Genomic DNA, 13,871 nt, shown 5'->3' with positions numbered 1-13,871 from the left:
GAGGGACGGCGGCGATGACGCGGGCGGCGGCGGTCACGAACTGGGCGCGGAACATCACGTACGAGGCGCGGGAGTACCGGCGCCCGGAGACGCTCGACGCGCTGCGGGCGCTGGTGGCGGGGGCCGCGCGGGTGCGGGTGCTGGGCAGCGGGCACTCCTTCAACCGGATCGCGGACCCCGGCGCGGACGGCCTGCTGCTGTCGGTGGCCGGACTGCCGCCGGTGCTCGACGTGGACACGGCAGCGCGGACGGTCCGGGTGGCGGGCGGGGTGCGCTACGCGGAGCTGGCCCGCGCGGTGCACGCGCACGGGCTGGCGCTCGGCAACATGGCCTCGCTGCCGCACATCTCGGTCGCCGGTTCGGTCGCCACCGGCACGCACGGCTCGGGCGTGACGAACGGCCCGCTGGCGTCGGCGGTGCGCGAGGTGGAGATCGTGACGGCGGACGGCACGGCACTGACCGTGGGCCGGGGCGACTCCCGCTTCGACGGCGCGGTCACCGCGCTGGGCGCGCTCGGCGTGGTCACCGCCCTCACCCTCGACCTGGAGCCGTCATACGGGGTCGAGCAGCACGTGTTCACCGAACTTCCGCTGGAGGGGCTGGACTTCGCGGCGGTGGCGGGGTGCGCGTACAGCGTGAGTCTGTTCACCGACTGGCGGGAGCCGGGGTTCCGCCAGGTGTGGGTCAAACACCGCACCGATCAAGGGGAGTTGACGTTCCCGTGGGCCGCGCCCGCGACGGAGGCACTGCATCCGGTGCCGGGCATGTCGGCGGTCAACTGCACGGAGCAGTTCGGGGTGCCGGGGCCGTGGCACGAGCGACTGCCGCATTTCCGGGCCGAGTTCACCCCGAGCAGCGGGGACGAGCTCCAGTCGGAGTACCTGCTGCCGAGGCACACGGCGGTCGAGGCGCTGCACGCGATCGACGCGGTGCGGTCGGCGGTCGCCCCCGTACTCCAGACCTGTGAGGTGCGCACGGTCGCCGCGGACCGGCAGTGGCTCAGTCCGGCGTACGGGCGGGACTCGGTGGCCCTGCACTTCACCTGGACCGCCGACGCCGAGGCGGTACGGCCCGTGGTGCGCCGACTGGAGTCGGTGCTCGACCCGTTCGGCCCACGCCCGCACTGGGGGAAGGTGTACTCCGTTCCGGCACCGGGCTTGCGCGGCCGGTACCCGCGCCTGGCCGATTTCCGCGCGCTGGCGAGGACGCTCGACCCGGCGGGGAAGTTCGCCAACGGGTTCGTACGGGCGGTGCTGGAGGACTGACGGGCGGGTGCGGAGGCGGACGCGCCGGTGTGCCCGAGGCGCCGGGGGCCGACGGCTCCGTACCGCACCGGCTCGAACCCCGTTCACGCCTCGGGGAGTTGCCCGGACGGCGTCGGCGTCCGCAGGGTGAGACGCGGTACGGGACTTCGTTCATCCCCTTTCTCATGCCTTGATGGAAGCCCCCGCACCCCCATACCCTGGCGCCCCGCCGACACGGGTGCCGTCCGGCCGGGCGGCACGGTTGCCGACGGGACGGTCTGGGAGGGCAGCCGGATGAGGCGCACGTCACGGGACATCCGCACCGCCAACCGGTACGACGTACTGCGTCAGCTCATCGCCGGTTCCCCCACCTCCCGGCAGGAATTGGCGCACGCGACCGGGCTGAGTCTGGCCACGGTCGCCACTCTGGTCGCGGAGTTGCAGGACCTCGGGATGATCACCGAGGTCGGTCACGAGGACTCGGCGGGCGGGCGGCCACGCGGACTGGTCGCGGTGGACGCGTCGGCGGGCGCGCTGGTCGGCGTGGACGTGGCGGAGACGTACGTGCACGTGGAGCTGTTCGATCTGGCGCTGAACACACTGGCCCGCGCCGACGAGGAGATGCGGCCCGGCGAGAGTCTGCCCGAGCGGGTGGCCGCGCGGGTCGCCGCCGCCGTACGCACCGCGGTGGCCCGCGCCGGGCTCGCACCGGACCGGGTGCTCGGGGTCGGGGTGAGCGTGCCCGGGCAGGTGGACCGGGACACCGGTTCGGCCGCCTACGCACCCAACTGGAGCTGGCACGAGGTCCCGTTGCTCGATCTGCTGGCCGAACTCCTGCCGTATCCGCTGTACTTGGACAATCCCTTACGAGCCTGTGTGGTGGCCGAGCTGTGGTTCGGGGCGGCGCGGGGCAGGCGGGACGCGGTGGTGGTCAACCTCGGCACGGGCGTCGGCGCCGGACTCGCGCTCGGCGGCGATCTGCACCGGGGGGTGACCAACAGCGCGGGCGAATGGGGGCACACCACGCTCGTGCTGGACGGGCGGCGCTGCCGCTGCGGCAACCGGGGCTGTGTGGAGACGTACGTCGGCGCGCCGGGCATCATGCGCAACCTCGTAGAACTCGTCCCGGATTCACCGCTGTTGCGGCCCGGTGACCAGACCGCCACCATCGACGCGCTGGCCGCCGCGAGCGCCGCGCGTGATCCGCAGGCGCTCGCCGTGCTCCGCGAGACCGCCCGCTATCTCGGCGCGGGCGTGGCCGATCTGGTCAATCTGCTCAACCCCGAGATCGTGGTGCTGAGCAGCTGGGTGGCGACCCGGCTGGGCGAGCCGCTGCTCATCGAGGTACGCGACGCGGTGGCCCGGCACGCGCTGGCCCGGCCGCTGGCCGCCACCGACATCGTGCTCTCCCCCATCCCGACCGACCCGGTGTCCCTGGGCGCGGCGACCTTCGCGCTGGAGGGCGCGCTGCGCTCCGCGTGCGCCCGCCGGGCGGGGGCACGGCGCTCGCTGCCGCTGTCACTGCCCCAGCAAGGCCACTCCTAGGACGGCTAGGATTTTTCCTGGTCGGACAAGGGAGGTGGCTGGTGGCGCGAGCAGGTATCACCGTGGAGCGGCTGGTGGAGGCGGCGGCCGAGCTGGCGGACGAGGCGGGGTTCGAGAGCGTGGGCCTGTCGGCGCTGGCCCGGCGGTTCGGGGTGAAGGACGCGAGCCTGTACTCGCACGTCCGGAACCTGGGCGAGCTGCGCACCCGGCTCGCCCTGTGCGCGGGCGCCGAGCTGATCGACCGCATCGCGGAGGCGGTCGCCGGTCGCGCGGGCCGGGACGCGCTGACCGCCTTCGCGGGCGCCTACCGCTCCTACGCCCTGGAACACCCCGGCCGGTACGCGGCCACCCAGATCCGCCTCGACCGGACACTGACCGCGGACTCCCCCGCCCTGCGCCGCACCACCGAGATCACCTACGGCATGCTCCGCGCCTACGACCTCACCGAGCCCGATCTCACCGACGCCGTACGGCTGTTGCGCAGCACCTTCCACGGCTACTGCGTCCTGGAGGCAGCGGGCGGCTTCGGCGCGGCCCGGCCCGTCCAGGCGTCCTGGGACAGGGCGGTCGAGGCCCTCCACCTGACCCTCACCCACTGGCCCCGCGAGTCCACGGAGGACACCGGCGGCGCCTGACGCCCCGAGCGGCCCGGAGCCGTGGCCGGAGTCTCCGGCGGGCGGTTAACGTCAGGGGCATGAGCGGTACCGGATTCACCGACACCCTCGCCGCCGGGACGCTCGTGCTGGACGGCGGGCTGTCGAACCAGCTCGCGGCGGCCGGGCACGAGCTGGGGGACGAGTTGTGGTCGGCGCGGCTGCTGGCGGAGCGGCCCGAGGCGCTGGTGGAGGCGCATCTCGCGTACTTCACGGCGGGCGCCGACGTGGCGATCACCGGCAGCTACCAGGCCACCTTCGAGGGCTTCGCCCGGCGCGGCACCGGCCGCGCGGAGGCGGCCCGGCTGATCGCGTCCAGTGTGGACCTGGCCCGCGCGGCGGCCCGCCGCGCGGAGACGGCACGGCCGCTGTGGGTGGCCGGGTCGGTCGGCCCGTACGGGGCGATGCTCGCCGACGGCTCCGAGTACGGGGGGCGGTACGGGCTGAGCGTGGCCGAGCTGGAGCGCTTCCACCGGCCGCGCGTCGAGGCGCTGGTCGCCGCCGGGCCGGACGTGCTGGCCCTGGAGACCGTGCCGGACGCCCTGGAAGCGGCGGCGCTGGTCCGCGCGGTACGCGGGTCCGGGGTGCCCGCCTGGCTGTCGTACACGATCACCGGCGACCGCACCCGTGCCGGTCAGCCCCTGGAGGACGCCTTCGCGGTGGCCGCCGACGCGGACGAGATCATCGCGGTGGGCGTCAACTGCTGTGCCCCGGCGGACGTACGGCACGCGGTGGAGGTCGCGGTCCGCGTCACGGGCAGGCCCGCCGTGGCCTACCCGAACAGCGGCGAGACCTGGGACCCGGCGGCCCGCGCCTGGACGGGCGGTATGACGTTGCGGCCCGAGCTGGTGCCGGGGTGGCGGGAGGCGGGCGCGCGGCTGATCGGGGGGTGCTGCCGGGTGGGACCGGAGACGATCAGGAGCATGACGGGGGCGGTGGCACGGGGCACGTCCTGAGAGCGCCCCGGACGTCCTCGACGGCCCACTGCGTACGGCGCGGCGCACACCGCACGCCGCACGCCGCACGCCGCACGCGATGAGCGCCCCCGCCACCGCTACTTCCGCCGCACCCCCACCGGCCACCGCAACCGCCGTACGGCGGAAGCCCGTCCCGTCGCGGCGCGTACAGCGCCCGGTGCGCGTACCGCCGTCGGCGGAGTCGATGCGCGGGGCCTCGGGGCGGTGGAGGACCAGAGGGCGACCGCGTCGTCGTGGGGGCCGTGGGTGAGGGTGGGGCCGCCGTCGGCGAAGAGGCGGACGGGGTGGGTGGGGTCCCAGGCGGGCCAGCCGGGGTCACCGGTGGCGGCGAACCGGACCCAGGACTCGTGCATCGCGTCGCACAGCGCCAACGGGGCTCCCTCGCCCGCGAGTTGGGCGGACTCCGGAACATCGCGGGTGTCGAAGACGAAGCCGAGTTCGAGGGCGTGGCAGGCGCCGAGGCCGGGGATGTTGGACGGCCAGGCGAACTCGTAGACCCAGGAGCTGCCGGGGCGGGAGTCCGCGAGGCGGTGCAGTGGGACGCGCAGCAGGTGGTCGGTGACCATCTGGCCGACGGTCTCGGCGGCACCGGCGCCGGGGTGCAGGGCGCGGTAGCCGCGCGGGACCTCGTGGCCGACGTGGCAGCGGGCCATCGCACCGGCCAGCGCGACCGGGCCGAGCCGGTCCACGTGTTCGACGAGACCGCCGGGGACCAGCCAGAGCCGGTACTCGTCGCGGGTCCAGCCCATGAGGAGGTCGGCGCCGCGCGCCGCCTCGCCGTCCAGCAGGGCCTGGAGCGGATCGCGGGGTACGAGGTCGCTGTCGATGACGATGCCGAAGGCGGGGCCGCCGAGCACCGGGCTGCTGAGGCGGCCCACCTCGGCCTGGGTGCGGAGCAGCAGGTCGCGGTCCACGGCGGCGAACGCCTCGGCGGTGGCCGGGACCTTGAGCCGGGCGGCCATCCTGCGGACCATCCGGCGCACCTTGTCCCGGTCGGTGACCTCGGGCGCCCCGCTCTGCAGGACCGCCCGCCGGAACAGCCCCTGGGCCTGCGGTGCGGCGATCAGCGCGCCGGTGCTGATCGCGCCCGCCGACTGTCCGCACACGGTGACGTTGTCCGGGTCGCCGCCGAACGCGGCGATGTTCTCGTGCACCCAGCGCAGCGCGGCGAGCTGGTCGCGCAGGCCGGGGTTGGCGGGAGCGTCCGGGAAGAGGCCGTAACCCTCCACGCCGAGGCGGTAGTTGAGGGAGACGCAGACGACGCCGTCCCGTGCGAAGGCGCGTCCGTCGTAGACGGGGACAGCGGAGGAGCCACGGGTCAGCGCCCCGCCGTGCAGCCACACCAGGACCGGGAGCCGCCCGCCGGGGCCGGGCTCGGTCGTCCATATGTTCAGGTTGAGGCAGTCGTCGCCGGGGATCACCGGGTCCGCGAGGTACTGGGCGAACGCCTCGGAGTACGGGGGTTTCGGCGCGGTCGGCCCGAAGGCGCCCGCGTCCCGGACGCCGTCCCAGGGTGCGGGCGGCTCGGGGGGCCTGAAGCGCCGGGGTCCGACGGGCGGAGCGGCGTAGGGGATGCCCCGGAACACGGCGACCCCGCGTTCCCACCTGCCGCTCACGGCTCCGTACTCCGTGGTGACCTCGGGGTCCGTCCGTTCCTCCGTCATCGCCCACCTGCCCTTCGCCACACTGCGCGGGGTTGTGCGGTGTTCATTTCAGAGCAGCACATCACCCGGATGTATTCCCGTGCACAGAGACCCCGTTGCGCCGTTCGGCGTACCCCCGCGACGGACCGTGCACGGCGGGTGAGCGGGGCGTGCCCGAGCGGTTGACCGTACCAAGGTCACGGACCCGTCCGTGACGCCCGCCGCCACCGCGCCACAGCACGCCCCACACCGGTGGCCGACGACGGTGCCCGGCGCGGTGGCCGTCGTCACGAGCTGGGGCCCACGGCCGGGCCGCGGCGGGCGAGGTGGCCACGGCGACCCCGCGCAAGGGGGCCCGGGCGTCCGCCCGAACGACCGGGTGGGGAAGCCGAGTTGGCCCCGGCCTCCCCCGCTCCGCTCCCCCGGGGGAGAGCCGTGTCAGACGCCCGCGCCCTCCGGCAGGAGGCGTTCGCGGGCGATGTTGCGCTCCAGCAGGGTGGTGGAGGCGTGCACGCCGACCCCGGCGGCCGGGTCGAACTGCGGGAGGCGGCCGTCGGCGGACTTCAGGTCGGCCAGCGCGGAGTTCATGGCCTCGTGGGCGGCGAAGAGACAGGGGGTGCTGTAGATGGCGACGTCCACGCCGAGGTCGGAGAGCTCGCCGAGGGAGAGGCGGGGGGACTTGCCGCCCGCGATCTGGTTGAACAGCAGCGGCTTGCCGCCGACGACCTCGCGGATGCGCTTGATCCACTCGACGCTGCGCACCCCGTCCACCAGGACCACGTCGGCGTCGGTGGCGGCGAGCCGCTCGGCCCGGTGCAGGATGTCGTGCTCGTCCGTGGCGTCGGTGCGGGCGACGACCAGGAGGTCCCGGCGGGTGGCGAGGACCTGTTCCAGCTTCTCCAGGTACTCCTCCAGCGGCAGCACCTGCTTGCCGTCGGCGTGGCCGCAGCGGCGCGGGCGCTTCTGGTCCTCCAGGATCACCCCGGAGGCGCCGATCCGCTCCAGGGCCTCCACCACGTGGCAGGCGACCTCGGGGTCCACGTAGCCGTCGTCGATGTCCACCAGCAGGTGGTGGTGCGGGAAGGCGCCGCGCAGCCGCTGGACGAAGGCGATCATGTCGGGCCAGGCGATGAACCCGATGTCCGGCAACCCGTAGTACGAGGCCGCGAAGCCGAAGCCGGAGACGAACATGCCGTCGTAGTGCTTGGCCGCGATCGAGGCGGAGTACATGTCGTACACACCGATCAGCGGGGTGGTTCCGGGCCCGGCGATGCGCTCGCGCAGCTTTGTTCCGTGGTTCAAGGTCCGGCTCCTTCTCTGGGTGGGTGACGCGGCGGGGGCGGGGTGCCGGCCGCCGCGTCTCGACGCCCTTTACCAATTCATCAGCATCTCCTGATCCGCGCGTGACCTTTCGCCCCGTGGGGGTCCGGTCACCCCGTCGGCCGAGCGGGTTCACCGCAGAAACGTCACGCGGCCCGGACGTCCGGCCGCCGCGCGGTCCAGGCGATGCCGCCGGTGAGGTGGGCGAGGAACGCCGGGTCGCGGTAGGCGTCGGCCGCGTGGCCGAGCGCGGTGTAGAAGACGCGGGCCTCCCCCTGCGTACGGCACCAGGCGAGCGGGTGATCGGTGCCGGTCCGGCCGCCCTCGTACGACGACTCGTCGGCGCGCAGCAGCACCCGGGCGCCGTGCTCGCGCGGGTCGGAGCGGAAGTCGTACCACTCGTCGGTGAAGTCCCACACCGACGGCAGATGCCGGGTGGCGGGGTGGTCGGGGTCCGTCACCAGGACCCTGCCGGGCTGGTGGGCGGGGTGCCGGTCGAAGCGGGCGCCGAGGAGTTCGCCGTAGAACGGCCAGCCGTACTCGGTGCAGGCGGCGGCGTGCACGCCCGCGAACCCGCCGCCCGCGCCGAGGTGCTCGGTGAGGCGGCGGCGTCCGGCGGGGGTCAGGATGTCGCCGCTGGTGGAGAGGAAGACGACGGTGTCGAACGCGTCGAGGGGGCGTTCGAGGTCGGCGGGGTCCTCGGTGTGTTCGACCGTGAACGCGCCGGAGTCACGGAGTGCGGCGACCGCGTCCGGGATGGAGTCGTGGCGGTAGTCGGTGGTGCGGGTGCAGAGCAGGAGCCGTGCCGGTGGGGTTGTCATGCCCGCGAGTCTCGGGCCCGGAGCGGGGCCACGTCACCCGGACCCGGCGCTACGCGTCCTGACCGCGCCCCTTCTCCCCGTTCCGGGCGCTCTGCGCGCCGCGGGCGTGGGTGCGCAGCCGGGCGGTGACGTCCTCCGGGGGGAGGAAGCGGGACCAGCGCTCGGGGAACTCGGAGGGCATGTCGGGGTCGTCGGGGTCGGGGTCGGTGTCGCGCTGGGCGGCGGCCCGGGCGACGTACTCCGCGACCTGCACCTCGCGGACGCGGTCGTTGGCCTCGCGGGCGGCGGCCGTGGCGGCGGCGGGCCAGACCCGGTCGATGGCCGCGTTGACGGCGGCGCCGACCAGCACGGCGAACGCGGACACGCCGATCCACAGCAGCACGGCCACGGCGGCGGCCAGCGAGCCGTAGATGGTGGCGCCCTCGATGGTGTGGGTGAGGTAGATGCGCAGCAGGAAGCTGCCCAGCACCCACATGGCGAGGGCTACCAGCGCGCCGGGCACGTCCTCGATCCACGGCGAGCGGACGGGCACCGACACGTGGTACAGCGTGGTCAGGAAGACGATGGACAGCAGGATGACGACCGGCCAGTACAGGACCTGCACGACCGTCTCCGACCAGGGCACCACCCGGACCACCGCGTCCGGCCCGGCGACCATCAGGGGCAGCGCCACCGAGCCGATCAGCAGCCCCACGACGAACAGCAGGAACGCCATCAGCCGGGTCTTGACGATGCCCCGGACGCCGTCGAGGCCGTACATCACGGTGATGGTGTCGATGAAGACGTTCACCGCACGGGAACCGGACCACAGGGCGAACAGGAACCCGATGGAGATCACGTCCGGCCGCCCGCCGCGCAGCACGTCGTCCAGGATGGGCCGGGCGATCTCCGCCACGCCCCGGTCGGACAGGACGGTGCGGGAGGCGTCGAGGATGTTGGTCTGGAGGCTCTGGATGCTGTCGGCGCCGGTCCAGGCGTCCACGTAGGCGAGCAGGCCGATCAGGCTGAGCAGCAGGGGCGGGACGGACAGCAGGGTGAAGAACGCGGCCTCGGCGGCGAGGCCGAGGATTCGGTACTCCATGCAGGAGTTGACGGTGTCCTTCAGCAGCAGCCAGGCGGTCCTGCGCTTGGACACGTTCCGGTAGAGGGCCCTGGCCCGGTGGAGGCGGCCGGTGGGCCGTTCGGGGGATTCGCTTCCTGGCTGCACGACCCAACGGTATCCGCCCCGGCGGGCGCCCCTCACCTCGCGGGGCACCGGGCCGCGCGGCCGGTACCGGGGGCGGTCGCGGGGGCGGTCGCGGGCGGCTTCGCCGTGGGGCGGCAACTCCCCCCACACCGTGGCGAACCGGCCGCCACCGCGGGCCGGACACGAGTTGCCGAAGGAGACACCGGGCAGTCGGTCGGGCGCGACCGCCGGGGCGGAGTTCGCGGTGACTCGGGCGCACCGGGTGGGTGCGGAGGGTGCCGGGGCGCGCACGCCCTCGGGTCTGGTCGCGGCGGTCCGGCCGGTGCTGGGGCCCCGCGCCGGGGTGGAGCGGGCCCGCGTGGAGAGCCGCGTGGAGATCGGAGCGGGCGCGAACCCGGCCGGGGAGACCAACTCCCTTGCGCCGGGCGGGCTTTCGGGGGGGTGGTGCTGCGCCGACACGGCACCACCCCCGCCTCACGGGCCCTCGGGGGGCCGTGACGGGCCGCCTCGGGGCGGCCACGGAGAAAGTCTCAGCCAGCACCAGGGAGTTCACCAGGGTTGCAGGGGGTTGCAACTTGCCGGTCACTGTGCGTGGACTGTGCGCTTCCGAGGGGCCGGGGGGAACGGCAAAATGGGCGCAGGAGTCCGGCCCGGAATCCCCCTGCGGCCGACTCGGTCCAGGTGTCTGTCGGTTTCCCCGTTCCGGAGGACCTCTGTGGTGAATGCGCCGGTGGACGTGGCACGGCTCACGGCCGTGGACACGGCACGCGCGGCACGGGTGCTGACCGAGGTGCGCGAGGCGACCCTCGCGGGGCGGCGCGCTCCGCTGCCGCCCCGCCCGGTGATCGAGCAGTCGTGGGGACGGGTGCTGCGCGGCGGGGTCGATCCCGACCGGGGGCTGAGCCCCGAGCCGCTGTCGGCGCACGACCTGGGCAACCGGCGCGAGGCGTCCCCGCTGCGGCCGGTGCTGGAGGAACTGCGCCGGGGTCTGCTGACGGTGGCGGACGGCGCGCAGCACATCATGCTGGTCGCGGAGGCCGACGGCCGGGTGCTGTGGCGGGAGGGCGCCGCGCCGGTGCTGCGCCGGGCCGACGCGCTGGGCCTGGAGACCGGCGCCGACTGGAGCGAGGGCACCGTCGGCACCAACGGGGTGGGCACACCGGCCGTGGTGGGGCGCCCGGTACAGGTCTTCGCCTCCGAGCACTTCGTACGGACGCACGCCTCGTGGACGTGCGCGGGCGCGCCGGTGACCGATCCGCGCAACGGGCGGCCCATCGGCGTGGTGGACGTGAGCGGTCCGCTGGAGACGATGCACCCGGCCACGCTGGCCTGGGTGGAGTCGGTGGCGCGGCTGGCCGAGGCACGGCTGCGGGAGATGCATCTGACGGAGCTGGACCGGCTGCGCACGGTGGGGGTGCCGGTGCTGACCCGGCTGTCCGGGCAGGCGCTGGTGGTGGACCGGGACGGCTGGTCGGCGGCGGTGACCGGGATGCCGTACATACGGCGGGTCGCGCTGCCCAAGTCGGCCGCGCCAGGGCGCCGTTGGCTGCCGGGGCTCGGGGTGTGCCTGCTGGAGCCGCTGGCCGGGGGCTGGCTGCTGCGGGTGGCGGAGCAGCCGGGCCGTACGGTGGTGACGCGGGTGCTGCTGGATCTGAGCCGACCGGGGCGCACGACGCTCACCGTGGTCAGCGAGACGGGCACCTGGACCCGGGAACTGAGCCCGCGGCACGCGGAGTTGCTGTATCTGCTGGCCGAGCACCGGGACGGGCGGGGCGCGGCCGGGCTGGCCGACGATCTGTTCGGGGACGCGTCACGCACGGTGACCGTGCGGGCGGAGCTGTCGCGGATCAGGCGGTATCTGGGGGGAGTTCTGCAGCACCGGCCGTATCGTTTCTCCGATGGCGCCGAGGTGGAGGTCGTGCTGCCCGCGAACCCCGTTGACCTGCTGCCCCGTTCACTGGCGCCCGGGGTGGCGGTGCGCCGGGCGATGCTCGCGGGCGGGGTGCGACGCGCGGACGCGTGAGGCGAGTTCGCGGTTCCTGGCCCGCACGGGCCGTGCGCTGCCGTAGCATCCGTGAGGTCGGTCCCGCCGTGCCCTGGGTCAACGCGACGACCTTCGGGCGCAGTTGGTCCGCTCGGGAGGAGACATGACGCACCGCGGCAGACACCGCAGACGCAGACGGGGCGCCGCCCTGCGCGCGGTCCTCGCCGGGACGGCGCTGGCACTGACCGCCACCGCCACGCTCATCAGCGCCTCCCAGGCCACGGTGACCGACGACCCCGGCAAGCTGGAGCGGTCGTCCGCCACCACCTCCCTCACCCTGCGTGAACACACGGTGTCCGCCGCCACGCTCGACCGGCTGTCCGGTGCGATGGGCGGCACGGTGGGCGTGGGCGCCGTGCTCCGGGACGCCGACCGCACCCTGCGCCGGGGCGCCGCCTGCTCCGACGACGACCGGGACTCGCTGCCCGTCTCCCCCGCCGCGACCCGCGCCTACTGCTGGGACCCCGCCGACACCGGGTCCGGCTGGCGGGCGGGGTCGGTGACCACCTCCGGGGACGCCGGCACCGACGGCAGGTGGGGCACGCACCGGGTGATCCTGGCCGGGTGGTCCCGCGCCTTCGGTCCGGCGGCCGGGCGGGGTCTGGCCCGTGTCGCCGTCGTGGACGCCGACCGGGCGAGCCGCCCGCGCTACCGCTGGGTCTCGCTGGTCGTCCCGGTGGACGGCGGGCGCGACTACCGGGGCCTGGTCTCCTCCGTCTCCGGCATGGTGTGGCACCGGAACTCCCTGCTGGTCACCGCCCGCGCGGGCGGTGCCGACGCGCTGTACGTGTACGACCTGGACCGCATCCAACGGGCCACGGTGGACTCCCCGGTGGTCGGCCGGGTGCCGGGCGGCTGGTCGGCGGGCGGTTCCGGGTACGTGATGCCCGCCGTCGGCTCGTACCGCTTCACCGGCGGCCCGTGCGGTGCCTCGGGGCCGCCCTGCCCGGGCACCCTGTCCCTGGACCGGGGGACGTACCCCGGCTCGCTGACGGTGGCCGAGTGGACCGCGCCGGGCAGTGAGCGGCGGGCCCGGCTGTGGCGGTACGCGTTCGGCGCACCCGCCGCGCGCGGCGGCCCGCTCGCGGCGGGTGCGGACGGCCGGGTGGACGCCGTGGCGGCGTTCCGGACGCGGGCCAGCGGCATCCGGGGCGTGCTGTCGTACCGGCGGCCCGGCGCGGCCGAGCCGTCGCTGTACGTGGGACGGGCGTCCCACGACGGGGACGGGCACGGCGGGCTCTGGCGGCAGGACACGCGGGGCGCGCAGGGCGCGCACTGCGGCGCGGACGGCTCCCGGCACTGCTGGGCCGCGTCGCCGGGCTCGTTGTCGTACTGGCAGCAGACCGGTGAGGTGTGGTCGCTGTCGGACCGGATGCTGTTCGCGGTGCCGCTGGCCTCGCTGGACGGGTCGGTGGGCTGAACCGGGCGGGCGAACCGGTGGGCCGGGTGGTCCGAGGGGAGCCCTCGCGGCAGGGCGGCGGGCGCTTGGCGCACCGGTCCGGTGCACGCGGCTGCCCGTCCGGTCGCCGGGGGCGCATCGACACCGACCCCGCCCTGATGGTTCGCTGGCCCGCATGAGCAGCTTCCCTGTCACCACCTGGTCCCTGGAGCAGACCGCGCGCACGGACCTCCTTCCGGCCGTCGCGCCGGACGAGGACGTGCCGGTCGTCCGGGCCGAGGTGCCCTCCCCCGAGTTCAGCCGGTTCCTGTACGCCTCGGTCGGCGGTGACATCCGCTGGACGGACCGGCTCGGCTGGAGCCACGCGCGGTGGCGGGAGTATCTGGAGCGGCCCGGTGTGGAGACCTGGGTGGCGTACGAGCGGGGCACCCCGGCCGGGTACGCGGAGCTGGACCCGCAGGACGAGGGCGTGGTCGAGATCGCGTACTTCGGGCTGCTGCCCGCGTTCCGGGGGCGGCACATCGGCGGGCATCTGCTGGCGTACGGCGCCGCACGCGCCTGGGACCTGGCCGAGCGGTGGCCGGACCACCGGCCGCCGACGAAGCGGGTGTGGCTGCACACGTGCAGCAAGGACGGGGTGTACGCGAAGGACAACTACCTGCGGCGCGGCTTCCGGCTGTTCGACACCCAGGTGGCCGAAGAGGCGGAGGTGCCGACTCCGGGCCCCTGGCCGGGGGCGTACCCCGCCTGACCTGCGGGGAGGACCCCGCCCGTCCACCGGGTGGCCCACGGCATCCGCGTCCCGCATACCGGGACACGGGTGTCCACATCGCGGATAATGCTGGACGCTGTCCGGAGCGCCGTGACACGCTTTCGTCATGCCTGGAACGGGAACCGCCCTGGTGAGTCGGCGTCACGTCGATCTCGGCCGCATGTCCAGCGCCATCTGTCCGGCGAGCTGACCACAGCTCCACCGCATCGCGCTCCGCCGTTCGACACCTGTTCCCTCCTGCCGCGCAAGGATGCGCACACACGTCTG

12 protein-coding genes are annotated in these 13,871 nt (G+C 74.7%); 8 read left to right on the top strand and 4 right to left on the bottom strand.

From position 1 onward, the window contains the following. Positions 1-14: 14 nt before the first annotated feature. From KUM39_RS07920 to mmuM, 4 genes are all read left to right on the top strand, one after another. Complete coding sequence (locus KUM39_RS07920) at positions 15-1,265, top strand: FAD-binding protein (protein ID WP_217784708.1); 1,251 nt, start codon at positions 15-17, stop codon at positions 1,263-1,265. A 273-nt stretch (positions 1,266-1,538) separates the two neighbouring features. Next, entirely contained in the window at positions 1,539-2,789 is a 1,251-nt protein-coding gene (locus tag KUM39_RS07915; protein WP_217784707.1) for an ROK family transcriptional regulator, read from the top strand. Between the two features lie 41 nt (positions 2,790-2,830). Beyond that, positions 2,831-3,424: a TetR/AcrR family transcriptional regulator gene (locus tag KUM39_RS07910; RefSeq protein ID WP_217784706.1), complete on the top strand. Its 594-nt coding sequence runs from the start codon at positions 2,831-2,833 to the stop codon at positions 3,422-3,424. Between the two features lie 59 nt (positions 3,425-3,483). Further along, entirely contained in the window at positions 3,484-4,398 is a 915-nt protein-coding gene (gene mmuM, locus KUM39_RS07905; protein WP_217784705.1) for a homocysteine S-methyltransferase, read from the top strand. Positions 4,399-4,496: 98 nt separating this feature from the next. Here the strand turns inward: mmuM and KUM39_RS07900 are convergent, their stop codons facing one another. From KUM39_RS07900 to KUM39_RS07885, 4 genes are all read right to left on the bottom strand, one after another. Further along, positions 4,497-6,083, bottom strand: a complete 1,587-nt coding sequence (locus KUM39_RS07900) for a carboxylesterase/lipase family protein (protein WP_217784704.1) — start codon at positions 6,081-6,083, stop codon at positions 4,497-4,499. A 417-nt stretch (positions 6,084-6,500) separates the two neighbouring features. Next, a complete protein-coding gene (locus KUM39_RS07895) occupies positions 6,501-7,364 on the bottom strand; it encodes an isocitrate lyase/PEP mutase family protein (RefSeq protein WP_217784703.1) in 864 nt (287 codons plus the stop codon). 164 nt (positions 7,365-7,528) lie between these two features. Beyond that, positions 7,529-8,203, bottom strand: coding sequence for a ThuA domain-containing protein (locus KUM39_RS07890; protein ID WP_217784702.1), 675 nt, complete (start codon positions 8,201-8,203; stop codon positions 7,529-7,531). 49 nt (positions 8,204-8,252) lie between these two features. Continuing rightward, complete coding sequence (locus tag KUM39_RS07885) at positions 8,253-9,410, bottom strand: YihY/virulence factor BrkB family protein (RefSeq protein ID WP_217784701.1); 1,158 nt, start codon at positions 9,408-9,410, stop codon at positions 8,253-8,255. 694 nt (positions 9,411-10,104) lie between these two features. Between KUM39_RS07885 and KUM39_RS07880 the strand changes: the two genes are divergently transcribed. The 4 genes from KUM39_RS07880 to KUM39_RS28765 all read left to right on the top strand — a co-directional run bounded on the left by KUM39_RS07880 (position 10,105) and on the right by KUM39_RS28765 (position 13,794). Next, positions 10,105-11,412 (top strand): GAF domain-containing protein, encoded by a 1,308-nt coding sequence (locus KUM39_RS07880; protein ID WP_308288079.1) that lies wholly within the window; start codon positions 10,105-10,107, stop codon positions 11,410-11,412. Between the two features lie 124 nt (positions 11,413-11,536). Continuing rightward, positions 11,537-12,853, top strand: coding sequence for a hypothetical protein (locus KUM39_RS07875; protein WP_217784699.1), 1,317 nt, complete (start codon positions 11,537-11,539; stop codon positions 12,851-12,853). Positions 12,854-13,007: 154 nt separating this feature from the next. After that, positions 13,008-13,583 (top strand): GNAT family N-acetyltransferase, encoded by a 576-nt coding sequence (locus tag KUM39_RS07870; protein WP_217784698.1) that lies wholly within the window; start codon positions 13,008-13,010, stop codon positions 13,581-13,583. A gap of 127 nt (positions 13,584-13,710) precedes the next feature. Continuing rightward, positions 13,711-13,794, top strand: a complete 84-nt coding sequence (locus KUM39_RS28765) for a putative leader peptide (RefSeq protein WP_372455722.1) — start codon at positions 13,711-13,713, stop codon at positions 13,792-13,794. The last annotated feature ends 77 nt before the right edge of the window (positions 13,795-13,871 follow it).

Origin of the sequence: Streptomyces corallincola, from assembly GCF_019104725.1 — a bacterium.
In the GTDB taxonomy this organism is placed as follows: Bacteria; Actinomycetota; Actinomycetes; order Streptomycetales; family Streptomycetaceae; genus Streptomyces; species Streptomyces corallincola.
Note: the sequence above shows the minus strand (reverse complement) of the source record. Positions and strands in the feature narration are given on the sequence as shown.

Coding starts and splice junctions, on each gene's coding strand:
- KUM39_RS07920 (WP_217784708.1), top strand. CDS start 15: ATGACGCGGGCGGCGGCGGTCACGAACTGGGCGCGGAACATCACGTAC.
- KUM39_RS07915 (WP_217784707.1), top strand. CDS start 1,539: ATGAGGCGCACGTCACGGGACATCCGCACCGCCAACCGGTACGACGTA.
- mmuM (WP_217784705.1), top strand. CDS start 3,484: ATGAGCGGTACCGGATTCACCGACACCCTCGCCGCCGGGACGCTCGTG.
- KUM39_RS07900 (WP_217784704.1), bottom strand. CDS start 6,083: ATGACGGAGGAACGGACGGACCCCGAGGTCACCACGGAGTACGGAGCC.
- KUM39_RS07890 (WP_217784702.1), bottom strand. CDS start 8,203: ATGACAACCCCACCGGCACGGCTCCTGCTCTGCACCCGCACCACCGAC.
- KUM39_RS07875 (WP_217784699.1), top strand. CDS start 11,537: ATGACGCACCGCGGCAGACACCGCAGACGCAGACGGGGCGCCGCCCTG.
- KUM39_RS07870 (WP_217784698.1), top strand. CDS start 13,008: ATGAGCAGCTTCCCTGTCACCACCTGGTCCCTGGAGCAGACCGCGCGC.
- KUM39_RS28765 (WP_372455722.1), top strand. CDS start 13,711: ATGCCTGGAACGGGAACCGCCCTGGTGAGTCGGCGTCACGTCGATCTC.